The organism is Thalassospira lucentensis, from assembly GCF_001613805.1.
Classification (GTDB): Bacteria; Pseudomonadota; Alphaproteobacteria; order Rhodospirillales; family Thalassospiraceae; genus Thalassospira; species Thalassospira lucentensis_A.
In genome coordinates this window covers 50,290-76,016 of the sequence record NZ_LPVY01000013.1, presented here as the reverse complement: position 1 = coordinate 76,016, position 25,727 = coordinate 50,290, and the positions used below count along the sequence as shown (strand labels likewise).

General features: G+C 52.9%; 25 protein-coding genes. 16 read left to right on the top strand and 9 right to left on the bottom strand.

The genetic code is table 11. The features are described 5' to 3' along the window. The first annotated feature begins 25 nt into the window (after positions 1 to 25). Both AUP42_RS12570 and AUP42_RS12565 read left to right on the top strand, forming a co-directional pair. A complete protein-coding gene (locus AUP42_RS12570) occupies positions 26 to 469 on the top strand; it encodes a cupin domain-containing protein (RefSeq protein ID WP_062951963.1) in 444 nt (147 codons plus the stop codon). Further along, entirely contained in the window at positions 466 to 1,035 is a 570-nt protein-coding gene (locus AUP42_RS12565) for a DUF4865 family protein (RefSeq protein ID WP_062951962.1), read from the top strand. The genes AUP42_RS12570 and AUP42_RS12565 overlap by 4 nt, the downstream gene beginning before the upstream one ends. On the opposite strand, the gene AUP42_RS12560 is transcribed toward AUP42_RS12565, so the two are convergent. Then, positions 1,026 to 2,228: a pyridoxal phosphate-dependent aminotransferase gene (locus AUP42_RS12560; RefSeq protein WP_062951961.1), complete on the bottom strand. Its 1,203-nt coding sequence runs from the start codon at positions 2,226 to 2,228 to the stop codon at positions 1,026 to 1,028. The genes AUP42_RS12565 and AUP42_RS12560 overlap by 10 nt on opposite strands. A gap of 168 nt (positions 2,229 to 2,396) precedes the next feature. On the opposite strand from AUP42_RS12560, the gene AUP42_RS12555 reads away from it, so the two are divergent. Together AUP42_RS12555 and AUP42_RS12550 are read left to right on the top strand one after the other, a co-directional pair. After that, positions 2,397 to 3,032: a CDP-alcohol phosphatidyltransferase family protein gene (locus tag AUP42_RS12555; RefSeq protein ID WP_062951960.1), complete on the top strand. Its 636-nt coding sequence runs from the start codon at positions 2,397 to 2,399 to the stop codon at positions 3,030 to 3,032. 156 nt (positions 3,033 to 3,188) lie between these two features. Further along, positions 3,189 to 4,283 (top strand): ABC transporter substrate-binding protein, encoded by a 1,095-nt coding sequence (locus AUP42_RS12550; protein WP_231858268.1) that lies wholly within the window; start codon positions 3,189 to 3,191, stop codon positions 4,281 to 4,283. Positions 4,284 to 4,408: 125 nt separating this feature from the next. On the opposite strand, the gene AUP42_RS12545 is transcribed toward AUP42_RS12550, so the two are convergent. Next, positions 4,409 to 5,920 carry a S41 family peptidase gene (locus AUP42_RS12545; protein WP_062951959.1) on the bottom strand — a complete coding sequence of 504 codons (1,512 nt, stop codon included), beginning with the start codon at positions 5,918 to 5,920 and terminating at the stop codon, positions 4,409 to 4,411. Between the two features lie 327 nt (positions 5,921 to 6,247). Between AUP42_RS12545 and AUP42_RS12540 the strand changes: the two genes are divergently transcribed. The 7 genes from AUP42_RS12540 (at position 6,248) to rsmA (ending at position 15,832) form a co-directional block, all read left to right on the top strand. Further along, a complete protein-coding gene (locus tag AUP42_RS12540; RefSeq protein WP_062951958.1) occupies positions 6,248 to 8,023 on the top strand; it encodes an acyl-CoA dehydrogenase in 1,776 nt (591 codons plus the stop codon). A 195-nt stretch (positions 8,024 to 8,218) separates the two neighbouring features. Further along, positions 8,219 to 9,337, top strand: a complete 1,119-nt coding sequence (gene lptF / locus AUP42_RS12535) for an LPS export ABC transporter permease LptF (RefSeq protein WP_231858267.1) — start codon at positions 8,219 to 8,221, stop codon at positions 9,335 to 9,337. After that, on the top strand, positions 9,334 to 10,437 hold the full coding sequence (lptG, locus tag AUP42_RS12530) for an LPS export ABC transporter permease LptG (RefSeq protein ID WP_062951956.1): 1,104 nt from the start codon (positions 9,334 to 9,336) through the stop codon (positions 10,435 to 10,437). Before lptF ends, lptG begins: the two co-directional genes overlap by 4 nt. Before the next feature lie 4 nt (positions 10,438 to 10,441). Continuing rightward, on the top strand, positions 10,442 to 12,625 hold the full coding sequence (locus AUP42_RS12525) for an LPS-assembly protein LptD (protein ID WP_231858266.1): 2,184 nt from the start codon (positions 10,442 to 10,444) through the stop codon (positions 12,623 to 12,625). Positions 12,626 to 12,637: 12 nt separating this feature from the next. Next, entirely contained in the window at positions 12,638 to 13,909 is a 1,272-nt protein-coding gene (locus tag AUP42_RS12520) for a peptidylprolyl isomerase (RefSeq protein WP_231858265.1), read from the top strand. A gap of 20 nt (positions 13,910 to 13,929) precedes the next feature. After that, positions 13,930 to 14,961 carry a 4-hydroxythreonine-4-phosphate dehydrogenase PdxA gene (pdxA, locus tag AUP42_RS12515; RefSeq protein WP_062951953.1) on the top strand — a complete coding sequence of 344 codons (1,032 nt, stop codon included), beginning with the start codon at positions 13,930 to 13,932 and terminating at the stop codon, positions 14,959 to 14,961. A 4-nt stretch (positions 14,962 to 14,965) separates the two neighbouring features. Continuing rightward, complete coding sequence (gene rsmA / locus AUP42_RS12510) at positions 14,966 to 15,832, top strand: 16S rRNA (adenine(1518)-N(6)/adenine(1519)-N(6))-dimethyltransferase RsmA (RefSeq protein WP_062951952.1); 867 nt, start codon at positions 14,966 to 14,968, stop codon at positions 15,830 to 15,832. Positions 15,833 to 15,853: 21 nt separating this feature from the next. Here rsmA and gmk read toward each other — a convergent pair whose 3' ends face one another. Next, the gene (gene gmk, locus AUP42_RS12505; RefSeq protein WP_062951951.1) at positions 15,854 to 16,486 is read right to left on the bottom strand and encodes a guanylate kinase; all 633 of its coding nucleotides are present in this window, start codon (positions 16,484 to 16,486) and stop codon (positions 15,854 to 15,856) included. A 10-nt stretch (positions 16,487 to 16,496) separates the two neighbouring features. Continuing rightward, complete coding sequence (locus AUP42_RS12500) at positions 16,497 to 17,381, bottom strand: YicC/YloC family endoribonuclease (protein ID WP_062952173.1); 885 nt, start codon at positions 17,379 to 17,381, stop codon at positions 16,497 to 16,499. Positions 17,382 to 17,571: 190 nt separating this feature from the next. On the opposite strand from AUP42_RS12500, the gene AUP42_RS12495 reads away from it, so the two are divergent. Then, the gene (locus tag AUP42_RS12495; protein WP_062951950.1) at positions 17,572 to 18,396 is read left to right on the top strand and encodes an SDR family NAD(P)-dependent oxidoreductase; all 825 of its coding nucleotides are present in this window, start codon (positions 17,572 to 17,574) and stop codon (positions 18,394 to 18,396) included. A 21-nt stretch (positions 18,397 to 18,417) separates the two neighbouring features. Here AUP42_RS12495 and mltG read toward each other — a convergent pair whose 3' ends face one another. The 5 genes from mltG to fabD form a co-directional block, all read right to left on the bottom strand. After that, positions 18,418 to 19,392 carry an endolytic transglycosylase MltG gene (gene mltG, locus AUP42_RS12490; protein ID WP_062951949.1) on the bottom strand — a complete coding sequence of 325 codons (975 nt, stop codon included), beginning with the start codon at positions 19,390 to 19,392 and terminating at the stop codon, positions 18,418 to 18,420. 33 nt (positions 19,393 to 19,425) lie between these two features. Continuing rightward, the gene (fabF, locus tag AUP42_RS12485) at positions 19,426 to 20,685 is read right to left on the bottom strand and encodes a beta-ketoacyl-ACP synthase II (protein ID WP_062951948.1); all 1,260 of its coding nucleotides are present in this window, start codon (positions 20,683 to 20,685) and stop codon (positions 19,426 to 19,428) included. Between the two features lie 87 nt (positions 20,686 to 20,772). Then, positions 20,773 to 21,009, bottom strand: a complete 237-nt coding sequence (locus AUP42_RS12480) for an acyl carrier protein (RefSeq protein ID WP_007090351.1) — start codon at positions 21,007 to 21,009, stop codon at positions 20,773 to 20,775. Positions 21,010 to 21,178: 169 nt separating this feature from the next. Next, positions 21,179 to 21,919, bottom strand: a complete 741-nt coding sequence (gene fabG, locus AUP42_RS12475; RefSeq protein WP_062951947.1) for a 3-oxoacyl-[acyl-carrier-protein] reductase — start codon at positions 21,917 to 21,919, stop codon at positions 21,179 to 21,181. Positions 21,920 to 21,957: 38 nt separating this feature from the next. Then, complete coding sequence (gene fabD, locus AUP42_RS12470) at positions 21,958 to 22,899, bottom strand: ACP S-malonyltransferase (RefSeq protein WP_062951946.1); 942 nt, start codon at positions 22,897 to 22,899, stop codon at positions 21,958 to 21,960. A 502-nt stretch (positions 22,900 to 23,401) separates the two neighbouring features. Between fabD and rpsF the strand changes: the two genes are divergently transcribed. From rpsF to rplI, 4 genes are read left to right on the top strand one after another with little or no spacing between them, the layout of a single operon-like run. Then, complete coding sequence (gene rpsF, locus AUP42_RS12465; RefSeq protein ID WP_062951945.1) at positions 23,402 to 23,779, top strand: 30S ribosomal protein S6; 378 nt, start codon at positions 23,402 to 23,404, stop codon at positions 23,777 to 23,779. Between the two features lie 22 nt (positions 23,780 to 23,801). Continuing rightward, a complete protein-coding gene (rpsR, locus tag AUP42_RS12460) occupies positions 23,802 to 24,035 on the top strand; it encodes a 30S ribosomal protein S18 (protein WP_062951944.1) in 234 nt (77 codons plus the stop codon). A gap of 47 nt (positions 24,036 to 24,082) precedes the next feature. Beyond that, positions 24,083 to 25,021: a DUF2232 domain-containing protein gene (locus AUP42_RS12455; protein WP_062951943.1), complete on the top strand. Its 939-nt coding sequence runs from the start codon at positions 24,083 to 24,085 to the stop codon at positions 25,019 to 25,021. Continuing rightward, positions 25,021 to 25,626 carry a 50S ribosomal protein L9 gene (gene rplI, locus AUP42_RS12450; RefSeq protein WP_062951942.1) on the top strand — a complete coding sequence of 202 codons (606 nt, stop codon included), beginning with the start codon at positions 25,021 to 25,023 and terminating at the stop codon, positions 25,624 to 25,626. Before AUP42_RS12455 ends, rplI begins: the two co-directional genes overlap by 1 nt. The last annotated feature ends 101 nt before the right edge of the window (positions 25,627 to 25,727 follow it).

Below are 25,727 nucleotides of genomic sequence, written 5' to 3'. Positions count from 1 at the left end.
ATCCCGAACGGAACGGAGGCCAAAAATGCCCAAAGAAAATCCGCTGGGCGGACAGCACCATCGCGCGCCCGAACATATGACAATTCGTCGCGCCAACACTAATATCAGCGCTGTGCCAGACGGCATTTCGACCGGCCCGTTTAAGGTAGAGCCCCTTTTGCAAAGCTCCATTGACGGCGAAAATACAGCCATGCGCGCAATTGTCGGCCCCGGTGTCATCACACACTGGCACAGCCATCCGCGCGGACAACTGCTTTATGTCCTCTCGGGAAAGGGGCGTGCCTGTGTTGAGGGCGGCGAAATCGTCGATCTTCATCCCGGCGACAGCATCTGGTTCGCTCCTCATGAACGCCACTGGCACGGCGCCACCGATGACATGACTTTCAGCTATCTCAGCATTCAGGCAATCGCGGACGGCGCATCTGTCCACTGGTTTGATCCGGTTACCGTCAAGGAGTACGCATCATGATCGCCATGCAATACAGCTTCACCCTGCCTGCCGATTACGACATGACCATCATTGATCGCCGTATCTCGGAAAAAGGCCCGATGCTGGACGGTTTCGCGCATCTGAAATTCAAAGCCTACCTATCGGCACGAAAATCAGATACCGCCACAGGCAATCAGGAAAACCTGTATGCACCGTTCTACGTCTGGAACGATCCACAGGGCATCAGCAACTTTCTCTGCGGCCCCGGTTTCACCGGTCTTACCCAATCCTTTGGCCGCCCATCGGCCAAGACATGGATCGTCTGGGATTGCGATCTGGAGGCAGATTTCAAAAATGCCCGCTTCGCCAGCCGCATGACATCGGCAATCGCGCCCGGCACCAATCTTGAGTCACTTCGCACTATCATCGGAAAATCGACGCCCCCCGTGCAAAAGAATCTGGCCGGTATTGTCACCGGTTTTGATCCGACATGCTGGACACGCGTTGATTTTCGCCTGTGGTTTGATCTGCCTGCCCCGGAAACAGTCGGCAACGCGACGATCTATTCCATCGGCCATATGTCGCTCGGCCAAGATCAAACCTGACGCGTTAAAAACCGCGCAAGCCCGTCCATCGCCCTGTGAATGCGGTCTTCCGATACCGCATAACAGGCGCGGATATGGCCTGCCCCCTCTGGCCCGAATGCATCGCCGGGCGCAAGGCCGATACCCTCGGATAGCAAAAGATCCTTGGCAAAGGAAAGCGTATCCTCAACCCCATCAACCCGGAAAAACGCATAAAACGCGCCGTCTGCTTCGGGCAGGTGGATGCGGTTCATGTCGCGCAAACGTTCGATGATTGCTGCACGTGCACGGCTATATCTGGCGCGAGAGCCCGCAACAAATTCCTCGCCCTGTTCAAGGGCGACAATGCCTGCCTGCTGAATGAACCCAGCCGGACAGGACACATTGAATTCCATCAGCTTTTCAAGTTTACTGCCAACCCCCTTGGGTGCAGTGATCCAGCCCAGACGCCAGCCTGTCATTGCCCAGCTTTTGGAAAAGCTGTTGATCACCATGATCCGCGTATCGTCGCTGACATAAGGCACAAATGACGGTGCTACGTCCGATCCGTCATAGATCAGGCGCGCATAAACCTCATCCGCGATCAACCAAATGCCCCGTTCAGAGGCAAACTCGACCAGCTTTTTCTGATCCTCGGCGGGCATGACCCAGCCGGTCGGATTATTCGGCGAATTGATCAGTATGGCGCGCGTATCGGGCGCACAGGCGGCAATGAATTCATCGATATCAAGCTGCCAGCCGTCATTCCCGGACCGCAACGGCACGGTTGTCACCTGCGCGCCCAGAACCTTTGGCATCGCAACGATGTTGGGCCAGATCGGGGCTGTGGTCACCATCCTGTCGCCCGCCTTCAGGATCGACTGCATCGCAATCATCAGGGCATTTAACCCCGATACCGTCACGGTGATGTTTTCACGGTCCAGTGCCGTGCCATAAAGTCGATTGCCATAAACCGCCAGCGCATCGCGAAGTGGTGTGATACCCCGGTTGGGCTGATAGAAAGTATCGCCCGCCTCAAGGGCCGCAATCGCCGCCTTGCGAATGAATTCCGGGGTCGGCTGATCGGGTTCACCAAACCATAGCGGCACGATATTTTCGCGCCCCATGCCCAGATGGGCAACCTCGCGGATCAGCGACGCGCCAATGTCACGCACGTCATGTCGAATGCCGTTTGCGGTAAACGGGGAAACAGGCAGGCTATCTGAAACGGACATCTGGGGCGCACCGATAAGGGATCAAAGGTTTTCCAACCGATAGCCAATCCCGTTTTCAACGCCCCGTCAATCGGACAATTTTCAACCGGCATCATCACGCGTGCATGATTTCCCCAAAGACCGTGATAGGATTATGATGCGCCTGCAATGATTTAACCGGAAACCAAAATGTTTGATGCCCGTCTGCGTCCCCTGATCGACAAACCGCTCAATGCCGTCGCCCGCCAGCTATCAGGAAGCGGCATTACACCGAACATGGTCACCGGCCTTGGTTTTGCCTTTGGTCTTCTGGCTGCCGCCGCACTCGCCTTCCGGCTTGATCACATCGCGCTTGGCCTGATTATACTCAGCCGCATCATGGATGGTCTTGACGGCGCCGTTGCCCGCCATACCCAGCCCCGGTCCCGCCATGCCGGATCAAAATCACAGGAAAGCGACCTTGGCGGCTATTACGATATTGTCGCCGATTTCCTGTTTTATGCTGGCATCATTCTCGCCTTTGCCATCGGACGGCCGGAGCATGCCCTTATGGCGGCATTCCTGATTTTCTGTTTTGTCGGCACCGGATCAAGTTTTCTGGCCTATGCGATCATCGCGGCCAAAACCGGCCGCAACCATGAAACACAGGGCAAGAAAAGCTTCTATTACCTGACCGGCATTACAGAAGGCAGCGAAACCATCCTGGTCCTTGTGCTAATATGCGTTTTTCCGCAATGGTTTAATCAGATTGCCGGGATTTTCGGGGCGTTATGTCTACTGACGACGGTGGGCCGCGTAATGCAGGCACGTCGGGACTTCGGATAAGGCAAACACCCCGCGTTCGGGAAACTTGAAGTCGTGATCGGCGCGCGCCATATCAAACAGTCTGATAACACAAACAATAATCTTCTTTTTCAACCGGTTCGGCAAAATATGAACAAGCACGAAGATCGCGCATCAAGACCGGTAAAGAAGCCCGGATTGTCCATCCGTTTTTGTGCCATCGCCGCGGCTGCGATGATGCTGTTTGGCTGCGGGGAAAGCGGCCCGATTAAAATCGGTTTCATTGCCGGTATTTCCGGTGACGGTGCCGATACCGGAATTGCGGCACTTCATGCGCTTGAGCTTGCCGTCGAACAGGTAAACCAGCAAGGCGGCATTCACGGTCGCAAACTTGAAATCATCGCACGCGACGATCAGAAAAATCCCGAAACGGCAAAGGCTGCGGTTCGCGAATTCAAGGAACTTGGCGTGACCGCCATTATCGGACCAATCATAAGCTCGGTCGGCATGGCAATGCTGCCGGTGGTCAACGAACTTGATATCGTGACCATTTCACCGACCGCTTCCGCTGCAGAATTCACCGGCCTTCGCGATAACTTTTTCCGCATGAATTCAACCACGCGGGAAAATGCCGATGCCTATGCCAGACGCAATATCGATAAGGGGCGCATGCGCATTTCCCTTGCCCTGGACGGTGAAAACGAAGCCTTCACCGAAAGCTGGTACCGTGAATTCCTGCTGACCTTTGACAAGCTCGGCGGTCGGGTTGTCTCGAAAGTCTGGTTCAACACCGCCGATACCACCAAACCGGATGTCGCCCGGCAACTTCTGGCCGATAATCCCGATGCGATCATCTTTGTTGCCAACGGTGTCGACAGTGCCGAACTGGCAAAGGAAATCCGCAAAACAGATCAAGATATTCCGCTTTCGACCGCCGAATGGGCCGGAACAGAGCAATTGATCACCCTTGGCGGGGACGCTGTCGAAGGCATGGAACTGCTGCAAACCTATGATCGTTATGCCACCAATCCGCGCTATCAGAAATTTGTCGCCGATTACCGTCAGAAATTCAATGAACAGCCCGGCTACACCAGTGTCCTGGCCTATGACGCAATGACGGTCCTGACCGCCGCCATGGAAACCCGGGCCCCCGATCAACCGCTTTCCGATGCGCTTGTGACCCTGCCACCGCAACAGGGCCTGCATCAGGAATTGATGTTTGATCAGTTCGGCGATGGAAAACGCAATGCCTATTTCGTGAAGATCAAAAACGGGCAGTTCATTCTGGAATAGAATATTACTTAGTTTTCAATGATGCATGCCTTTTCAGAGGCTTCCCATGAAAAGGCATACAAAGCTTCAAAAGGCTCAAATTACATTAGTTCTACGGCATCTCCCAAAATCGTCAGGCTTTAAAATTAAAGGCCCGCACGCAAGAGAGGCTCGACCTGGTCCCGATACACTGCAAGCCTCCCGTCACTGAAATAGCCCACAGCACATTCCAGAACGGTATCGCGCTGCAACTCCTTGTCCTCGCCATCGCTTTCGGCATCGACCTGGTTATCATTGGTCGCAGACTTGCCAATAGGCGTAACATATATATCGCGTTCGCAACTTGCCGCATCCATTGATGCCAGAACCTTGCGCGGGTCACGACGGCGTGGCGGCAACGCGTGCTCCAGATCGACTTCGCGTTCGAACGGCTCGGCATCCTGAAGTTTGACTTCGATATCCGGAATGACGCCGTTACCCTGAACGATATGGTTTTCCGGCGTTGTGTAATACCCGGTCGTGATTTTAAGCCCGCCGCCCGACGTCAAGGGCATGATGCGCTGCATTGACCCTTTGCCGAATGACTGTTCACCAATGATAACGCCTCGCCCGTTTTCACGAAGAGCCGCTGCCATCAGTTCAGCCCCGGATGCCGACCCGCGATCCAGCAGGATCGCCATGGGCACACCATCGAAATAATCACTGCTGTCAGCTTCATAACTGCGCAGCTTGCGTTCACCCCGTCCTTCGGTCGCGACAATCAGACCGTCGCTCAGGAACTGATCGGCAATGTCTGCGGCACTGTCAAGTAAACCGCCCGGGTTGCGGCGCAAATCGACAATGATCCCACGCGGGTTCCCGATCTGGTCTTCCAGCATTTCAAGATATTCGCGTGTCTGATCAAGTGTGCTTGCATCAAAACGCGATACCCGAACATAGGCGAGATCATTATCAATGATTGACGCTGTCACAGACGGGACCTCGATCCGGGCACGTTTGACGGTAACATCAAAATTTTCCTGCTTGCGCTGGATTGTCAGTGTCACGGGGTCACCAATCCGCCCGCGCATCAGACGAACGGCCTCTGCAATCGGCTCGCCCTTCATATCATGACCATCGATATGAGTAATCCGGTCGTTGGGCTGCAACCCGGCCCGTGCGGCAGGCGTATCGTCAATCGGCGATACGATACGGATCAGTTTGTCTTCGTCCTGTGAAATAACGATCCCGACACCGGCAAAACTTCCTTCGGTGCTTTCCTGTAAACGGCGGAACATCTCGTCTGTCATATAAGCACTATGCGGATCAAGGTCGTGCAGACTTTCATCGAGCGCCGCCCCGACGATAGCGGATGGCGTGTTATCTTCTGCTTCGAGTTCCGGCAAACTTGCAATCGCCCGCTCGACAAAGGCAGGGCGATCAATGTTTTCGACATAAGTGTCAGAGAGAACCTGCACGGCTTCGACAAACAGCTTGTCTGCACGGTCATACTGATCACTGGTTGCACTATCTGCGACATAATCGCGATAGGCATCCAGAAATAGCTGTTCATCATCGCTTGGCCAAACCGGACCGGCACATGCCACCAACCTGGTCCCGGCAAATGAAATCACCACTGCAAGTAAGATTGGCAATATTCCTTTGCGCAGCACGGCCATACTCCTGTGTTTTCTCATTCTTTTATATCGTGTCCCGATTACCGGTTTGGCAGTTTAGCCTGCCAAACCCTGAATGGCGACCCCGCAACCACCTCTCGATCCGATTTATATCGGAACCAGTATGTATTATTGCCAGTACTGCAGTGCAACGTTTGCGGATTGAAAGCAATAATACACGACGAATGTCTGAGAAGAATTTGTCACTTTCTGACGGAAACGGACTCGATCTTGCTCGCGCATCTGATTATGCTGTGCTGCAAGAACAACGTCCCGTAACGAGGGCGATACCGAGCGGGCGCCTCACAATTCAGGGAGACGTCTTTTTCCATGAGCGATTACACACCACCAATCCATGATCTGCGGTTTCTGATCCATAATGTGATCGGTTTGAAAATCGTTTCGGATATTCCCGCCTTTGCGGAAACCACTCCTGACCTTGTCGATGCGATCCTTGAGGAAGCAGGTAAACTGGCAGCAGGTGTGCTGGCACCGTTAAACCGCGTTGGGGATAAGGAAGGTTCCGTGCTTCAGGACGATGGAGGTGTCCGTACCCCGACTGGCTGGAAAGACGCCTATGGAAAATTCTGCGACGGTGGATGGCAAGGCATCAGCGCCCCTGAAGCTGAGGGGGGTATGGGCCTTCCCCTGCTTGTCGGAGCCGCGGTTGGCGAGCTTTGGCATTCGGCAAATATGGCATTTTCTCTTTGCCCGATGCTGACTGCTGGTGCTATCGAACTTCTATCGGCACACGGGTCTGAGCAGCAGCGCAAACTTTATCTGTCACGAATGATCTCGGGGGAATGGACCGGCACCATGAACCTGACAGAATCCCAGGCAGGTTCGGATCTTTCAAAAGTTCGCAGCTTGGCAATTCCAGCCGATGACGGTAGCTATCGCTTAACGGGACAAAAGATTTTCATCACCTATGGCGATCACGAGATGACAGATAATATTGTCCATCTTGTTCTTGCCCGAACTCCCAATGCACCTGAGGGCGTCAAAGGGATTTCACTATTTATTGTACCCAAGTTCCTTGTTAACGCGGACGGCACGACAGGTGAACGCAACGACGTGAAATGCGTATCGCTCGAACACAAGCTTGGTATTCATGGCAGCCCGACTGCTGTGCTTTCATTTGGGGATCAGGGGGGGGCCACCGGATATCTGGTCGGCGCGGAGGGACAAGGCCTCGCCTGCATGTTTACCATGATGAACAATGCGCGTCTTTCGGTTGGTCAGCAGGGTGTTGCGATCTCTGAACGTGCCTATCAGCAGGCAGTGTCTTATGCACGTGACCGCAAACAGGGTAAGTCCGCAACTACGGGGCAGGATGATACCATTATTCATCACGGTGATATTCAACGCATGCTGATTCGAATGCGGTCAACAACCGAGGCAGCACGCGCGCTATCGCTTTATGCAGCCGTTCAGCTTGATATCGCCCATCACCATGAAGACCCGGATGCCCGCGCGGCAGCACAGGTACGGGCCGACCTCCTGATCCCGATGGTCAAGGGCTGGTCAACAGATTTGGGGGTCGAAAATGCTTCCCTTGGAATTCAGGTTCACGGCGGAATGGGCTTTATTGAAGAAACCGGCGCAGCCCAACATCTGCGCGATGCGCGCATTGCGCCGATTTACGAAGGCACAAATGGCATTCAGGCGCTGGATCTGATCGGCCGGAAGCTCCTTCGTGATAATGGAGCCGCGATGCGGTCACTGATTACCGAAATGCGTATGTCTGTATCCAAGCCGCATCTTGATGACAATTTGTCTAAAGCGGCGCGAATGTTCGCCTATGCCATCGATCAACTGGAACAAACCACAAAAGATATCCTCGCCAAGTGCAAAAACTCATCTGGCCTCGCTCAGGCTATCGCCTCCCCCTACCTCCGGCAGACTTCGATTTGTGTGGCAGGTTGGTTAATGTTCCGCTCTTTGGAAAAACTGACTGATAGCGACATTGAAGAGGGCTTTGCCAAAGCAAAGGGCCTAAGCTGTAACTTCTTTTTGGCGCAAATCGTTCCTGAAGCCGATTTCATGGCACGGCAGATCGCCAATACGCGACACGAATTGCTGCATGAAACCGCGCCATTATTCTGACACAGCGTTGACGTTGAAATCCTCCAACCTCTTCCGGAACAGATTCTCCAGAAGAGGTTGCTTTCGCCTTTAACGGCAATCGTTTGCAGCATACTCCACCGCAATCAGCCAGCCCCGTCGCGTAACAGTGTAATTGCCGGGATTTACCCCTAATTTCCTGTTTCGGTTTTTGAACGCTTCTCTATAATCCGGCCAATGAATCGTTTAACCCGATATATGCTGAAACAGCAGTTCATCATGATGGTGTTTGTGACACTTGGCTTGCTATGTGTCATTTGGCTGTCGCAAAGCCTGCGTTTCATTGAAATGATTGTGAACCGCGGCCTTTCGGTATCGGTATTTTTGCAGCTAACATCTCTGCTGCTTCCAAGCTTTTTGGCGATTATTTTACCGATCTCGCTCTTTTTCGTTGTAGTTTTCACATATAACAAACTTATTCAGGACCGCGAGTTGATCGTTATGCGATCCGCCGGGTTAAGCCAGTGGGCTCTTGCAAAACCGACACTCATACTAGCATTGCTGACCGCCGCTTTCGGTTATTTCCTGACGCTGTTTTACCTGCCTTACAGCTACCAGCAATTCAAAGAACTGCAGTTCTCAATCCGCAACGATTTCTCATCCGTTCTGCTGCAGGAAGGCAGCTTTACCGACCTTGACGGTCTGACAGTCTATATCCGGGAAGTCGGGCAGGATAACGAGCTACTTGGCATTCTTGTCCATGACGCCAGAGATCCAAACAAACAGGCCACAATGATGGCCAAAAATGGTGCTCTCGTTCGCACGGAAAATGGTCCGCGGATCGTGTTGCTTGATGGAAACCGCCAGGAAGTCAACACAAAGGACGGCACGATGTCGATCCTCTATTTTGACCGCTATGCTGTCGATATTGCGCATAATGCAGAAGATCCGGCCCTTCGTTACAAAGAAGCGCGTGAACGAAGTGTATCCAATCTTCTAACAACCATACCGCCTGATGTTTTGCCGAATGACATTGGTTCATTTCGCGCTGAAGGACATGATCGGCTACTTTCACCGCTACACTCCATCGGCTTTGCAAGCATTGCGCTAGCAGTTCTGGTCTCAAGCAGCTTCTCTCGTAGGGGGCAGACCGGGCGCCTTTTATTTGCGATTGCAATTATGATCGTCTTCCAGGTGATCAGCATTACAATGAAGAACCTTGCTGCAAAGAATCCCGACCTTGTTCCCCTTATGTATTTGAATGCGCTTCTTCCAATCGCAGGGGGTCTCTACTGGACATTCCGCGGGCCGCAAATCCGCGCGAAGGCTGGAAGCCGGGACGAGGTTCCAACATGAGAATCTCCCCGACCCTAACCTGGTATTTCGGCAAACATGTTCTGATATCAATTCTGGGAATTCTCGCCCTTTTGATCGGATTGATCCTGATCGGCGATACAATCGAGTTGCTGCGTCGCGCGGGTGGACGCCCAGATGCGACGGTTGGTATCGTGTTTCAAATGGCAACCAGTCGAATTCCATTCATGACAGAGAAGGTCCTGCCGTTTGCTGTCTTGTTCGGATCGATGTTTTCGTTCTGGAAGCTTACTGGCAATCAGGAGCTTGTCGTCACACGTGCAGCAGGTGTTTCTGCCTGGCAATTCCTACTTCCGCCAATCATGTGCGCGATTTTGCTAGGCTCTATTCAGGTTATGGCGCTTAATCCGCTATCTTCAATTTTGCTACAAAGATACGAAACGCTCGAGGCCCGGTATCTTCAGGGCAACAGCAGTGTCATGAATCTCTCGTCAAATGGATTATGGCTGCGTCAGGGCACGCAGGACGGACAGGCCGTAATATACGCCCGCGAAGTTCGTGGGCAGGCAACAGATAGAGTTGACTTACGGAACGTCACCGTTTTCCGTTTTCAGAATGCCGATGATTTCACAACCAGAATTGATGCGCAGCGTGCAGTTCTCGAGCCCGGCACATGGCGTTTCTATGACGCATGGACCTTCCATCCGGGACGGGCTAGTGAGTTTTCATCCGAATTGATGTTGCCCACAAATCTGACCGCACGAAAAATCCAAGACAGTTTTGCGTCTCCCGAAACGATGTCGTTCTGGGACCTGAGGCCGTTTATCAACCTTCTGGAACGCGCCGGCTTCAACGCAACTCGCCATCGCATCCATTTTCACAGTTTGCTGTCGCGTCCATTGCTGCTTTGCGCAATGGTTCTGATTGCCGCTGCATTCTGTCTTAAATTTTCTCGACGTCGCCGCGCATCTGTTGTTATCGGTGGGGGGGTCGCGACCGGTTTCATTCTTTATTTTTGTACCGATGTCATTTCAGCACTTGGCGTTTCAGGTGGAATCCCGCCCGTCTTGTCGGCTTGGGCACCTGCAGGTATATCTTTGCTATTGGGAGTTTCCACCTTGCTTCATCTGGAGGACGGCTAGCTGAATGGCTCATACAGGGGGAATGATAAAAAGACTGGCAACGGGGACCATCCTGGGCTGTGCATTTGCTTTGGCCGGAACGTATTCGATTGCCGCCAAGGCACAGCAGTCCGATGAAGTGACCACTGCAAACGACGAACAGTCCAAGATTCTTTTCAGTGCGGATGAAGTTGACTATAACCGGGAACTTCAAACGGTAACAGCGCGCGGCAATGTCGAAATCTCGCGGGATGGTCGTATTTTGCTGGCCGATACCGTCAGCTATGACAGATCACAGGACGTGCTTACGGCGTCTGGCAATGTCAGTATTACCGAACCAACCGGTGAAGTGACGTTTGCAAGTCATGTCGAACTCTCGGGTGATTTCAAGGAAGGCATTGTTGAAGACATTTATGTTCTTCTTGATGAAAACACTCGAATTGCCGGTACCGGCGCGCGCAGAAGCGGCGGGAATTTTACCGAAATTGCCAAGGCGGTTTACTCTCCTTGCAAGGTTTGCGAAGACGATCCAGAAACACCACCGCTTTGGCGCATCAAAGCAGCCCGTGTTCTTCACGATGCCAAAGAAAAAACCGTGGAATACGAAGATGCTCGACTGGAATTTGCAGGAATTCCGGTTCTTTATTCGCCGTATTTCCAACATCCTGATCCAACAGTTAAACGTCAATCAGGTCTTTTGGCTCCATCTTTTGGTAGCACGAGTTATGTCGGATCGTTCTTCGAATTGCCCTATTATTGGGCTATTGATCAAAGCAAGGATTTGACCCTTCGTCCTATCTACACAACGGACGAAGGCCCGGTTCTCGCCAGTGAGTATCGCCAACGCTTTGACAGCGGTGAAATGGAAGTTGTCAGTAGTGTTACCAGTGACGATACGGACGACTTTCAGGGGCACATTGATGCAAAAGGCCGCTTTGACATCGATAAAACATGGCGGTGGGGATTTGATGCAGAACAGGCTTCTGAAAAGACCTATATGAGCCGATATGGTTTTGGCTCACCATCTGTTTTGACCTCCAACCTGTTTACCGAGGGTTTCAGAGGGGCTAGTTATAGCCGTGTCGACGGCTATTATTTCCAGGGGCTAAAAGCCGAAGATGATCGGGATACGACACCCATAATTTTACCACATGCACAATTCCACGGTCAAACGGCTCCGGCGAAATATGGCAGTTACACCACCCTTGATTTGGATGCCTTGTCACTCACCCGGGAAGAAGGGGCGGATTCTCATCGCCTTTCCGCCAAAGCAGGCTGGGCACTGCCCTATATCGGATCACTTGGGGACGTAACAAAGCTCTCGATGTCCATTCGCACCGACAATTACATGGTTTCGGATGTATCAAGAGATGGTCAACAGGATTACAACGGATATACAGGCCGAATTCTTCCATTGGCAGCCATCGACTGGAACATGCCATTTGTGAACAATCAGGGCAGCTACCATCATATTGTCAAACCGATTGTCATGGCCGCATGGTCGCCAAACGGCGGAAACCCTAACGAGATTCCGAATGAAGACTCCCAGTCATTCGAGTTTGATGACATCAATATTTTCTCACATGACCGATATAGTGGCCTTGACCGTGCAGAAGACGGTTTTAGAACCAGCTACGGCCTTGAATGGGGGGTCTACGGCGAGGAAGGAGGATATACCAGTGCCATGTTCGGCCAAAGCTATCGCGCCAACAAGGGCGATACCTTTGAAGAAGGCTCTGGCCTCGAAGATCATCTGTCGGATTATGTCGGCAGAGTAACCGTCTCTCCAAACGAATATGTCGACCTGACCTATCGCTTCAGGCTTGATAATGAAGATTTCTCGACACGCCGAAATCAGGTATCAGCAGGTTTGGGTGAAAAGGAAACGTTACGCCTTAATCTGGATTACGTTCACTTTGCAGAAGATGCGGGCAGTGAGGAGTTCGGGCAACGAGAAGAGGTTTACTTCCGTGCTGAACGACAGTTCGGTGAATTCTGGTCGGGAATGGCTTATAGTCGTTATGATCTTGATCAGAACGACCCTCTTGAATACGGTTTCGGCTTTGTTTACGAAGACGAATGCTTCGTGTTTGACGGTCAGGTCAGAAGAACGTTCTACGAAGACCAGGATCTTGGTCAGTCGGATGAGATTCTTTTCCGATTGGTATTCAAAACACTTGGCGAATTTGCGTCAGCAGCCGGATTATAAGGCAGTACAGCTTTGCATATCACTAGACTTTCCCATCTCGTCGCAGCAATTGCCGTTGTGCTTTTTACCGTTGTTTCAATTTCGACAGCGCGAGCTCAAAGCACCATAGGCGTCGCAGCCGTCGTCAACGATGCTCCGATTTCGGTGGTGGATCTGATCGAACGTATCAAGCTTGTAGCCGCCTCCTCAAACATCCCGATGAGCCCGCAGCGCAGCCAGGAAATGGCACCGCAAATCTTACAGCAGCTGATCAACGAGAAGCTGCAACTGCAGGAAGCAGAACGTCGTGGTTTTGAGGTAACCGACGCAGACATTGAACGGGCCCAAAACCTGATTGAGCAAAATTCGGGATTACCCCCCGGAGGATTGGACCAGTTTCTAGCTCAAAATGGTATCGCAACGGAAACTATCCGAAATCAAATCCGTCCGCAAATTGCATGGCAGAAACTTCTAGGATCAATGCGACGCGAAATCCAGATTTCCGATACCGAGATTGATGACAATCTTGAACGTATTCGCAGCAATCAGGGAAAACCGCGAAACAATGTTCAGGAAATTTTCCTGCCTGTCGACAATCCCCAGGACGAGACGAAAGTTTATCAAAATGCCCGCGAGGTGATCCGGGCTCTGGAACAGGGTGCCAACTTTGGTGGCCTTGCGCGGCAGTTTTCGGCAAGTTCCAGTGCGGCAAACGGTGGCAATCTTGGCTGGCTTTATTCCGGCGAAATGGCCGGAGAACTGCAGCAAGCCGTCAATCAGATGCAGCCCGGTGATGTAAGCGATCCTATCAGAACCATTCGCGGATATTACATCCTGAAATTACTTGATCGTCGTCGAGGCGATGCTAATGCTCTGACAGATGTCCGACTTGATCTTTACCAGTTGTTTGTCCCGATAGCGGCCAACACCCCGCAGGATGAGGTAAATACCAAACTCGGTATCCTGCAAAATGCCAAAGAGAACGCCGATAGCTGTCAATCACTGGCCAATGTTGCAGTTGATCTCGGATCGGAAATGAGCGGCAAGACCGGAGGCATTTCTCCAAATGACCTCGCCGGTCCGGTAAGAAATGCAGTTGCAAACCTGGACAAAGGCGGCATTTCCGACCTGATCAAGGTAGATGGTGGCGCGCTCCTTGTTATGGTCTGTGACAAAACCGAAGAAAGTACGCTTCCGGACAGGGAAAACATTCGGGAACGCCTTGAAATGGAACGCCTTGAAATTCTTGCACGCCGCAAACTGCGCGAATTGCGCCGCAATGCGTTTATCGATATCCGGATGTGATCCGGAAAGGACGCAAGCCTATGAGCGATATCAAGCCGATCGCAATGACACTGGGCGAACCGGGCGGCATTGGCCCGGAGCTTGCCATCAAGGCGTGGCTTGGCCGCGCCGACCATAATCTGCCGCCGTTTTTTATTCTGAGCCCCAAGACAATCATGGATCAAACTATCGAAAGTCTGGGACTATGGGTAAAAACCAAGGTGATAGACGAAGCCAGCCAGACAGGCCAGTTCTTCGAGGATGCCCTTCCCGTTTTGGAGATTCCAGGTAACGCTGAGGATATCAAGCCCGGGACGGCATCCAGTAAAACCGCGTCCGTTGTCATAGATAGCATTACCCATGCCGTTAACCTGACACGATCAGGATCCGCAAGTGCTGTAGTGACCAACCCGATCCAGAAGAGTGCACTTTATCAGGCGGGCTTTAAACATCCTGGTCACACAGAATTTCTGGCAGAACTTTCCGGTTCAGATGCAGTTCCGGTCATGATGCTGGCAAACAGCAAGTTGCGCGTCGTACCGATGACAATCCACATCGCCCTGTCCGAAGTTCCCAAACAACTGACAGGTGAGATGATCAAACAGTTGGTCCGCATCACAGCAAAGTCGTTGCAACGTGATTTTGGATTAAAAAAACCGAGGCTCGCGATTGCCGGATTAAACCCGCATGCAGGTGAAGACGGATCAATGGGGGATGAAGAAATCAAGGTCATGCGCCCCGCCATCATGGCATTGCGGGATGAGGGCTTCGATGTTGTTGGCCCCCTGCCCGCCGATACCATGTTCCACGCCGAAGCACGTGCAAACTACGATGTCGCTCTATGCCCCTATCACGATCAGGCTCTGATCCCCGTCAAAACGCTTGATTTCCATGGTGGTGTGAATGTCACGCTCGGATTGCCTTTCATCAGAACGTCCCCGGATCATGGAACGGCTCTTGATATTGCAGGTAAAGGCATAGCACGACCGGACAGCCTGATCGCTGCGATCAAAATGGCGGCGGACATGGCACGAAAACGAGCAGCCGGCAAAGCCGCCTCACAAGGAGCCTGACATCGTGTCAGACCAGAAAAATGAAACCGCCAACCTTGCCAATGACGGGCTCCCGCCCTTGCGCGAAGTAATTGCAACACATGGTCTGTCGGCTCAAAAGAAGTTCGGCCAGAATTTTCTTTTTGATCTCAACCTGACGGGACGGATCGCACGTGCGGCGGCACCACTTGAAGATGCCACTGTAATCGAAATTGGTCCGGGTCCGGGCGGCCTGACACGTGCCCTGCTTTATAATGGAGCCAAAAGCCTAACAGTTATCGAGCGTGATCCCCGCTGCCAGCCTGTCCTTGAACAAATCAGCAATCATTACCCCGGCGCACTTCATGTGATTGACGGTGATGCACTGGAAGTTGACGTCACCTCACTTGGTCCGGCCCCACGAAAGATTGTCGCCAACCTTCCCTACAATGTGGGCACCCAACTGTTGCTGGGCTGGCTGATGCAGATTGACCAGTTTGCCAGTCTGACTTTGATGTTCCAGAAAGAAGTTGCAGAACGTGTTGTTGCTGCCCCGAAAAGCAAAGCCTATGGCCGTCTTTCAGTCCTGTGCCAGTATCTATGTGACTGTCAGATACTGTTCGATGTCCATCGCAGTGCATTTACTCCACCGCCCAAGGTAACCTCTGCCGTCGTTCAACTACGACCGAAAACAGATCGCGGAGAAGCTGTAAATCTTGTCAGTCTGGGCAAGGTCACACAGGCAGCCTTCGGCCAAAGACGCAAAATGTTGCGCGCCAGTCTGAAGACATTGAACATGGATGTCGGGATTTTATTGGAACGTGCACAAATTACAGAGACTGCACGTGCCGAAGAATTAAGCGTGGCCGATTTCGTCCGGTTGACACGTATTCATGATGAAATGGCCGCCTGAACAGGCGGCCATTTCAGATCATCAATCTGTCAAAAGCTTTTTAACGAACCCCGGCAATTGGGATTGGCGTTCACGCTTTACGCGCTCTGCCCCGATAATATGCTGAACATCGGCAAGACAACGATCTAGGTCATCGTTGATCAGCACATAATCAAATTCTTCCCAATGGCTGATTTCGGCACCGGCTTTCGCCATACGCTTCATGATCACATCGTCAGCATCCTGCCCTCGGTCTCGAAGACGACGTTCCAGTTCGGCCGATGAGGGCGGCAAAATGAAAACAGACACAACATCATCACCGCCCTTCTCGCGTATTTGCCGTGCCCCCTGCCAATCGATATCAAACAGAACGTCATGCCCTTCCGAAAGCGCCTTTTCGACCGGGCCGCTTGGCGTGCCGTAATAATTGCCAAACACTTCGGCCCATTCCAGCAATTCGTCATCGGCAATCATATGCTTGAACGCGTCAACGGATTTGAAGAAGTAATGGATGCCCTCCTCCTCGCCCGGACGTGCCGCACGTGTTGTTGCTGAAACCGAAAGTGAAATCTGGCTATCCTTTTCCAGAAGCTGACGCGTGATTGTGGTTTTCCCGGCGCCAGAGGGCGCACAGAACACCAGCATTACACCACGACGTTTTACCTGATCAGTCATCGGGGTATCCTTATTCAACGTTCTGAACCTGCTCGCGCAGCTGATCGATAATCACCTTCAATTCCATCCCGCAATTGGTCAGTTCGATATCGTTCGCCTTGGAACACAATGTATTGGCCTCGCGATTGAACTCCTGACACTGGAAATCAAGCTTGCGGCCAATTGCTCCGCCCTTTTTGATCATGTCACGTGCAGCAACGATATGAGCCTTCAGCCGATCAATTTCCTCACGAACATCAACCTTGGTCGCAAGCAGCGCCGCTTCCTGATGAAGTCGTTCAGGGTCGAATTTACCGGCTTCCATCAACTCGTCGATCTGGCGTTTGAGCTTTGCCTTGATCGCGTCGCTTCGAACCGATGCACAGCTTTCGGCCCGCAAAACAGTTTCCTCGATACGATCGATATGACCGCGCAGCATTTCATCAAGCTTAGCGCCTTCTTCGGCGCGATGGGCTTCCATCTGATCAAGCGCCTCGCCGAAACTTTTGAGGATCGCAGCATCAAGTGTTTCACGACTGTCGTCGTCTTCCTGCTGTTCAACGGCTTCAAGAACACCGCGCACATTCATAAGATCAGCTATGGTGCCAGCCGAAAGACTGCTGGCACGGTCAAATTCCTCGGCCAGAGCAACCAGTTCGGCAAGCAGATCCCGATTGATACGATAGGCACTGCTTTCCCCGGGACGGACAACATTTAATGTTACGCCCATATTTCCCCGTTTGAACCGCTTGGAGATTGCCTCTCGAACCGTTGGTTCCAGACGTTCAAAACCACCATTCAGGCGTGTGCGAACATCCAGCCCCTTACCATTGACACTGCGCAGCTCCCAGGTCCAGCCAAAGCCTTCTGCGCCGCCGTCGGTACGTGCGAACCCGGTCATGCTTGATACGGTCATATTCTTGATCCAGTCTGAATTGTCGGTTGCCCGTTTATAACGGTTGTGCCCCGACGCGCCAAGGGATTGTCGTTTGGGGCAGATCATGAAGACAAGCTGTAATTGCCCGCATTTCATAATGCTGCCCTAATGCTGTCCCATGGTCCGCCCAAACAATCCGGAACATCGTCCAACGGGATCACGAGCAACCATGTCACTGCAATACCATGCCATCCTGATTACCGGTGCCAGCTCGGGCATCGGGGCCGCACTTGCCCGTCATTATGCCAGAACCGGGGTTACTCTTTTCATCAGCGGCCGAGATCAAACACGTCTGAAACTGGTCGAAAATGAATGCCGGGCGGCAGGCGCGAACGTTTTTGCCGACGTGCTTGACGTAACTGAGCGCGAAACGATGGCGGAATATGTCACCAAATGTGATCAGATCACACCGCTGAGCCTGATTGTCGCCAATGCCGGTATTTCGGCAGGAACCGGCAGCGAAGGCGAGGACCCCGATCAGGTACGCGATATCTTTGCAACAAATGTCGCGGGTGTTCTGAACACGATTGATCCTGCGATCACTTTCATGTCAGCACGCGGGCACGGACAGATCGCACTGGTTTCGTCGCAGGCATCATGGCGAGGGCTGCCATCCGCACCGGCCTACTGTGCCAGCAAGGCGGCGGTAAGGACCTATGGCGAAGGACTGCGCGGTGCCCTTGCCCCGTTCGGGATCAAGGTTAATGTGATTTGCCCGGGCTTTGTCAAAAGTCGCATCACCGATGCCAACGACTTCCCCATGCCATTCTTCATGCAGGCGGACAAAGCCGCAATCAAGATCGACAAAGGGCTCACGAAGAACAGAGGGATGATCGCATTCCCATGGCAGATGAATATCCTGATCGGTGTTTTGAAGATTGTGCCGCAATCGTTACTCGACCTGGCAGCATCACGCATCCCGCGCAAGGCTTCGAAAAATGAGGTACATCAAAGACTGGAGTCCCCACCCGAACATGCACAGCCCCGTCAGTAACAGGGAAGCATAACCCGTTACCTATTGGCCGTCCCGGATACGACGCCAGCGCGCGACATTGCGGTTGTGTTGGTCCAGTGTCCGGGCAAACGCATGACCACCGGTGCCATCAGCAACAAAGTAAATCTCATCAGTTTCTGCAGGATGCAGAACCGCAAATATCGCATCCCGGCCCGGATTGGTTATTGGTCCGGGAGGCAATCCCGCCGAAACATAGGTATTATAGGGGCTGTCGAATTTCAGATCAGCCCGGGTCAATGCTCGATCAAGCGGTTCATTCGGGCTGATGGCATAGGCAACCGTCGGATCGGACTGCAAACGCATGTTCATCCTGAGCCGATTGACGAATACACCTGCAACACGCGGGCGTTCGGCGGCAATACCGGTTTCCCGCTCTACGATAGACGCCAGAACAATGGCTTCATCGATGGTATCAAACGGTAGATTGGCCTCTCGCCCCGGCCATAATTGCGCCACCAGCGCATCATGAGCCGCCGCCATACGATCAATAATGCTCTGTTTCGTATCACCAAACGAGAATTGATAGGTTTCGGGTAACAGCATACCGTCGGGCGGGATGTCGGAAATTTCACCTGTCAGACCATCGACAAGATTGATACGAGCAACGATTTCGCTAGACCGCAGTCCTTCGGGGATGGTCACAAACCGCTTAACGGTATCACCGGCAGCAAGAATTTCAGCCGCCTGCTTCGGACTGACCCGTGCGGGGAAATGATATTCACCGGCACGCAACGAACGATCCAGTCCGGCAATACGTACCCCAAGCAGAAATACAAGAGGTTCCTGAATGATGTTTTCACGACGGAATATGTCCGCAATCCCGCGAACACCTGTACCCTGCGGGATGACAATATCACTGCCCTGCACCAGTTTGCTGGGCGATGTATATTGCACATAAACATACACCGCCGCCCCACCAATGGTGAGAGCGGCGGTGATGCATAAAAAGCCAAGAACAAGCAGAAAACGCTTCAAGGGGTTTCCCTCTGTCAGGTTGAATCTGCTGTCTTAAACGCCTTTGAAGACCAGCGAAGCATTGGTACCGCCAAAGCCAAACGAGTTCGACAGTGCGACATTGACTTTGCGTTTTTTTGCTTCGAGCGGAACCAGATCAATCCCGAGGCACGCTTCGGACGGATTGCGAAGGTTAAGGGTTGGCGGAACCACACCTTCATGGATAGCAAGGATCGAGAATACGGCCTCAATCGCACCTGCGGCACCAAGAAGATGACCCGTTGCCGATTTGGTCGAGGACATCGAAAGTTTCGATACCGAATCCCCGAACAGACGTTTTACCGCACCGAGTTCGATTTCATCACCCAACGGAGTCGACGTGCCATGTGCGTTCACATAATCGACGTCTTCCGGGTTGATGCCGGCATTGCGAAGAGCATTGCGCATCGAACGGAAACCGCCATTGCCATCTTCGGCCGGAGCCGTGATGTGATAAGCGTCGCCCGACATGCCATAACCGGCAACTTCGGCATAGATTTTCGCACCGCGTGCTTTGGCATGTTCATATTCTTCAAGCACCACGCAACCGGCACCCTCACCCATGACAAAACCGTCACGGCCCTGATCCCAAGGGCGCGATGCCTCGGTCGGGGTATCATTGTAACCGGTCGACAGCGCACGTGCTGCGGCAAAGCCAGCCATACCCAAACGGCAAACAGCGGCTTCGGCACCACCAGCAACCATGACGTCGGCATCACCAAGCATGATCATGCGCGATGCATCGCCAATGGCGTGTGCACCGGTTGAACATGCGGTCACGACGGCATGGTTCGGACCTTTAAGACCATGTTTGATCGAAACCTGGCCAGAAACCAGATTGATCAGGCAGGATGGAATGAAGAATGGGCTGACACGGCGGGTCTTGCCGTTATTCACCAGTTCCGTGGCTTCGGAGATCTTAGGCAGACCACCAATACCCGAACCAATCAGAACACCGGTATTTTCCTGGTCTTCGTCGGTTTCGGGTTTCCATCCGGAATCGGCCAATGCCTGATCGGCAGCGGCAACACCATAGACGATAAAATCGTCCATTTTCTTCATGTCTTTAACCGAGACATGATCTTCCGCGTTGAAAAGTCCGTCACCCACACCACGCGGCACAAGGCCTGCGATCTTGGCCGGGATATCGGACACATCGAAGGTGTCGATGCTTTTGATTCCGGATTGGCTGTCCAGCAATTTCTGCCAGGTGTTCTGTGCACCGCTGGCAAGCGGAGTAACAGCACCAATACCGGTAACAACTACGCGTCTCATCCCGCACTACGCCTTTATTTTATGAATACAGCAAAGACGAAAAGGGCGCCTGAGGATGCCCTCTGGCGCCCATGTCTCACGGCAAGATTAGCCGTTCGCCTTTTCGATGAAGTCGATCGCGTCTTTAACGGTCAGAATTTTTTCTGCTGCGTCATCAGGAATTTCGCAACCGAATTCTTCTTCAAACGCCATGACCAGTTCGACAGTGTCCAGGCTGTCGGCGCCCAGATCGTCGATGAAGCTTGCGTTTTCGGTGACCTTGTCTTCCTCGACACCGAGGTGCTCGACAACGATCTTCTTCACGCGATCTGCGACATCACTCATAGCTCAAATCCTTCAATAGGTTTTCTGTCAGTTGGTTTTGGTTGGTTCTTCGCGCCTTCCCCCTATTGAAGGAACTTGCGAGGACCGGAATCCGACAACCGCAATTGCCGGTTTCGTGATTTTGTATAGCGGCCTCTTTTAAACAGAAAAGCAAGCAACCCGCAACGGGTTAAATCATCGCCATTCCGCCATTCACATGCAAGGTCTGCCCGGTAACATAAGCTGCTTCGTCGCTTGCCAGATACAGAACCGCTGCTGCAATCTCCTTGCTTTCCCCCATGCGCCCCGCCGGAATGTTGGCCAGAAGCTTTTCTTTCTGCCCATCATCAAGCTCGTCGGTCATCGCCGTGGTAATGAACCCCGGTGCAACACAGTTAACAGTAATTCCGCGAGATGCAACTTCTTGTGCGAGCGATTTTGACCAGCCGATCATGCCAGCCTTCGCTGCAGAATAGTTGGTTTGCCCTGGATTCCCGGTCACACCAACGATCGAGGTAATATTGATAATGCGGCCATGGCGGCGCTTCATCATGCCGCGCAACGAGTTGCGCGCAAGTTTGAATGCCGCAGTCAGGTTGACATCAAGGACCGCCTGCCAGTCTTCGTCTTTCAAACGCATCGCCAGCTGATCACGGGTGATCCCGGCATTATTGACCAGAATATCAAGCTGCCCGCCAAGGGCCTCTTCTGCTTCCTTGATCAAACCGGCGACCGATTCCGGATCAGACAGGTTACCCGGAACGACGACAGCATTTTCGCCGATTTCCGCAGCAACCGCCTGAAGACGTTCAGCACGCGTACCTGAAAGAGCAACCTTTGCACCAGCCGAAGCCAGAAGTTTGGCAATATCACCGCCGATACCACCGGTCGCACCGGTTACGAGTGCGGTTTTGCCTGCAAGATCAAACATCAATCCATCCCTTTGGGTTCGTCTGTTTCGCGCAACACTTAAAGCGTGCTGAGGAAGCTTTCAATATCGGCCGGACCGTTAACAGCCGAACCGGTCAGGTCACGGTCAATACGGCGAACCATACCACTCAAAACTTTACCTGCGCCCAGCTCCACCAAATCGGTGATACCCTGCTTTTTCATATAAAGAACAGACTCACGCCAGCGCACGGTTCCGCAAACCTGCTCCACAAGGAGTTTACGAATGGTTTCCGGATCAGCAGTTTTTTCCGCAATCACGTTTGCGACAACCGGTTTACCCGGGGCATTCATCGTTACCGAAGCCAGTGCTTCGGCCATACGATCCGCAGCCGGTTGCATCAGCGGGCAATGGAAGGGTGCCGATACCGGCAGCAAAACGGCACGCTTTGCACCCTTTTCCTTGGCGATCTCGATCGCGCGTTCAACAGCCGCTTTATGACCCGATACAACGACCTGTCCGTCGGCATTGTCATTTGCAGCGGTACAAACATCGCCTTGGGCGGCTTCTTCGGCAACGGCAACGGCGTCGACATAGTTAAGCCCCAGAAGGGCTGCCATCGCGCCAACCCCGACCGGAACGGCTGCCTGCATTGCCTGCCCGCGGATTTTAAGAAGGCGGGCCGCATCAGCAATCGCAAAGGTACCGGTAGCAGCAAGGGCGGAATATTCACCCAGCGAATGCCCAGCAACCAGATCGCATTTGTCGGTCAGTTTGAAACCGCCTTCGGCTTCCAGAACGCGTGTAACCGCAAGGCTGACCGCCATTAGGGCTGGCTGCGCATTTTCAGTAAGCGTCAATTCGTTTTCAGGGCCTTCGAACATCAGGGTGCTGAGTTTCTGCGACAGCGCATCATCAACTTCCTGGAAAACTTCGCGGGCGACCGGAAATGCGTCAGCCAGTTCCTTGCCCATACCTACCGCTTGCGACCCCTGACCGGGGAAAACGAATGCGCGTGTCATTATATATAATTTACCCTTGTCTGCTTTCGTAAGGACCCGCTTCTGTCAGGCCCCTTTCCGAGCTACCCTTGATACTGCCCGCAAGCCCCGTGTCAAGAACAGACGACAATGTCATGCGACTTTCCGTAGCTTTGTTGCCCGCAAAGTAACAGACTTGCCAAACGTCGAAAACAAAACCTTGTTGCGCGGTGCAATGTAACGGTTTTGGCGATTGGCATGTGTCTCCCTATATATAATGTCGGTCGCATCCTGCAACCGGCCGCAAAAAGCACTGATTTCTGTCGATTCAGAAAAATATGTCCATGACAACGGCACCCGTTCTGGCACAGGCGATTTAAGTCAGATTTCACCAGAAGTTCCGGCGGGCATTTACGGTTGCATGCCCTGTGGAAAAGTGTATATTCCGCCGTCTCACGGCTCCTTGCCGGGATTGCCCGGCTATGCCTGCATGGCACGAGGTCATGTAAGGAAGAGATAAGCCACAAGGAGTAATAGGAGTATTATGAGCAAGTACGAGAGCGTGTTTATCGCACGTCAGGACTTCTCGACCGCACAGGTCGAAGCCCTGAATGAAAAACTCACCCAGACCGTCGAAGGTCTCGGTGGCAAAGTTGCCAAAACCGAATATTGGGGTCTGCGTTCCCTGGCATACCGTGTCAAGAAGAACCGTAAAGGCCACTATACCCTCTTCCAGATCGAAGCCGACAACGCAACGATTGCGGAATACGAGCGTCAGATGCGCCTGAACGAAGACGTTCTGCGTCAGATGACTGTCAAGGTTGAAGAGTTCGAAGAAGAACAGTCAGCCATTCTGCGTAATCGCGACGAGCGCGGTGGTCGTGGCGGTAATCGTCGCGGCGGTCCCCGTCAGCACGGCTAACAGATAGCGAGGAGAATATATTATGGCTGGACGTCGTCTGTTTTTCCGTCGCCGCAAAACCTGCCCGTTCTCGGGTGCGGATGCGCCGAAGATTGACTACAAAGATGTCAAACTGCTGCAGCGTTTCGTTTCCGAACGCGGCAAAATCGTTCCGAGCCGTATCACTGCGGTTTCGGCCAAGAAGCAGCGCGAGCTGGCGAAAGCCATCAAACGTGCACGCTTCCTGGCGCTGCTGCCTTACGCAGACCAGATCTGAGGCAGTCGGCAAGAGATCCTTTTGCGGTCTCGGGCCAGGAGTAGCTGATGTCGCGTAATACCCTAATGGCGGTCGGTGCAGGTCTGGGCAGTTCTGTCCTGTTTCTGCTGGTGTTGTCGGGTAATCCGTTGGCGCTGCTGCTCTCCTATTTCGGGCATCTGCCACTTTTCCTTATTGGATTTTGGCAAGGTCCAAAACGCCTGCTGGTTGCGGCAATTGCCGCATGCAGTGCCCTGGTTCTGCTGGGGGGACTGCTGCCTTTCACGGTCTTTATGGTCGTGTTTGCCGGACCGGCGATGTTGTTGACCCGCATGGCGCTGGTCATCCGCAAGGACGAAATCGGGAAACCGGGTTTTGTTCCGACCGGAATACTGGTCAGTGCCATGGCCGTGATGATTGCAATGGTGATGATTATCATCACCGGCAGCGTAACGGCGGAAGGTTTGGACATTCAGGAATTCATTTCGCAGTTCCTGGGCCAGATGTATTCGGAAATGGGCGTCCCAATGACGCCGGAAGTCCAGAATGTCATCGGTATGTTCCAGACATACTTCCCGGCGATTGTAGCGGTAAGCTGGCTTCTTATGCTGTTTGCCAATGCTGCGATCGCACAGGCAATTCTGGTGCGCTCCGGCCGCAATTTGCGTCCGTCGCCCGATCTGGCCTCGATGGCCTTGCCTGGCTGGTCACTGTTTGCGTTTGCCCTGGCCGGGTTTCTTATCGGTTTTGCCGATGGTTCTCTGGCCTATGTGGCGCGAAACGTCGCGGTGGTGCTGGCAGTGCCGTTCCTTTTGCAGGGATTGGCGCTGGTGCATGGGCAGGCAGCCCGTTGGCCGCAAAAACGTATGATACTGACGGTATTCTATATCGTCGCGGTTCTGTCCACGTGGTCGTTTGTCGCGATCACCGGACTTGGAATTGTAGAGCATTTAATCAGGCTGCGGGGGAAACAACCGATGACCCGTAGCAATGAGGAGGATCGGTGATGGAAGTTATTCTGCTCCAGCGGGTAGAAAAACTCGGTCAGATGGGTGACGTAGTCACCGTCAAGCCGGGCCACGCCCGCAACCGTTTGCTGCCGCAGGGCATGGCCCTTCGCGCAAACAAAGCGAACCTTGCTGCTTTCGAAGCAAAGAAAGTACAGCTGGAAGCTGACAACCTGGAACGCCGCAAAGAAGCCGAAGCGGTTGCCGAGAACATGGGTGAACTTGCTGTTACCCTCGTTCGTCAGGCATCTGACGTCGGTCAGCTTTACGGTTCGGTTACCGCTCGTGATATCTCGAACGCGGTTACCGAAGCAGGTTTCACTGTTGCCCGTACCCAGGTCGTTCTTGATCAGCCGATCAAGACCCTTGGTCTGCACCAGGTCAAAATCAACCTTCACCCGGAAGTTTCCGTTGAAGTGACCGCCAACGTCGCACGTTCCGAAGAAGATGCCGCCGAGCAGCTTCGTAAGGGCGGCGCCGTTCTGGGCACCATCGACGAAATGGAAGCTGAAGAAGCTCTAGAAGCTGCTGAAGAACTCTTCGAAGAAGACGTTCCGGCTGACATTGCTGATGAAGTTGAAGGCGAAGAAGAAGCCAACGTTTAATCGTTGCCCTTCATTCGAAGCCATTTTGGAAACGGCGTATCTGCAAGGATGCGCCGTTTTCTTATGGTTTTGTAATATATTTCAGCTTTTTATCCCTAAAG

Excerpts from the sequence above, each read along its gene's own strand:
- AUP42_RS12555 (WP_062951960.1), top strand. The coding sequence starts at position 2,397 with ATGTTTGATGCCCGTCTGCGTCCCCTGATCGACAAACCGCTCAATGCC.
- AUP42_RS12480 (WP_007090351.1), bottom strand. The coding sequence starts at position 21,009 with ATGAGTGATGTCGCAGATCGCGTGAAGAAGATCGTTGTCGAGCACCTC.
- AUP42_RS12500 (WP_062952173.1), bottom strand. The coding sequence starts at position 17,381 with ATGACCGTATCAAGCATGACCGGGTTCGCACGTACCGACGGCGGCGCA.
- rpsR (WP_062951944.1), top strand. The coding sequence starts at position 23,802 with ATGGCTGGACGTCGTCTGTTTTTCCGTCGCCGCAAAACCTGCCCGTTC.
- AUP42_RS12560 (WP_062951961.1), bottom strand. The coding sequence starts at position 2,228 with ATGTCCGTTTCAGATAGCCTGCCTGTTTCCCCGTTTACCGCAAACGGC.
- lptF (WP_231858267.1), top strand. The coding sequence starts at position 8,219 with ATGAATCGTTTAACCCGATATATGCTGAAACAGCAGTTCATCATGATG.
- fabD (WP_062951946.1), bottom strand. The coding sequence starts at position 22,899 with ATGACACGCGCATTCGTTTTCCCCGGTCAGGGGTCGCAAGCGGTAGGT.
- rpsF (WP_062951945.1), top strand. The coding sequence starts at position 23,402 with ATGAGCAAGTACGAGAGCGTGTTTATCGCACGTCAGGACTTCTCGACC.
- AUP42_RS12455 (WP_062951943.1), top strand. The coding sequence starts at position 24,083 with ATGTCGCGTAATACCCTAATGGCGGTCGGTGCAGGTCTGGGCAGTTCT.
- fabF (WP_062951948.1), bottom strand. The coding sequence starts at position 20,685 with ATGAGACGCGTAGTTGTTACCGGTATTGGTGCTGTTACTCCGCTTGCC.
- AUP42_RS12495 (WP_062951950.1), top strand. The coding sequence starts at position 17,572 with ATGTCACTGCAATACCATGCCATCCTGATTACCGGTGCCAGCTCGGGC.
- gmk (WP_062951951.1), bottom strand. The coding sequence starts at position 16,486 with ATGACTGATCAGGTAAAACGTCGTGGTGTAATGCTGGTGTTCTGTGCG.
- fabG (WP_062951947.1), bottom strand. The coding sequence starts at position 21,919 with ATGTTTGATCTTGCAGGCAAAACCGCACTCGTAACCGGTGCGACCGGT.
- AUP42_RS12565 (WP_062951962.1), top strand. The coding sequence starts at position 466 with ATGATCGCCATGCAATACAGCTTCACCCTGCCTGCCGATTACGACATG.
- AUP42_RS12540 (WP_062951958.1), top strand. The coding sequence starts at position 6,248 with ATGAGCGATTACACACCACCAATCCATGATCTGCGGTTTCTGATCCAT.
- AUP42_RS12570 (WP_062951963.1), top strand. The coding sequence starts at position 26 with ATGCCCAAAGAAAATCCGCTGGGCGGACAGCACCATCGCGCGCCCGAA.
- lptG (WP_062951956.1), top strand. The coding sequence starts at position 9,334 with ATGAGAATCTCCCCGACCCTAACCTGGTATTTCGGCAAACATGTTCTG.
- pdxA (WP_062951953.1), top strand. The coding sequence starts at position 13,930 with ATGAGCGATATCAAGCCGATCGCAATGACACTGGGCGAACCGGGCGGC.
- AUP42_RS12525 (WP_231858266.1), top strand. The coding sequence starts at position 10,442 with ATGGCTCATACAGGGGGAATGATAAAAAGACTGGCAACGGGGACCATC.
- rplI (WP_062951942.1), top strand. The coding sequence starts at position 25,021 with ATGGAAGTTATTCTGCTCCAGCGGGTAGAAAAACTCGGTCAGATGGGT.
- AUP42_RS12545 (WP_062951959.1), bottom strand. The coding sequence starts at position 5,920 with ATGGCCGTGCTGCGCAAAGGAATATTGCCAATCTTACTTGCAGTGGTG.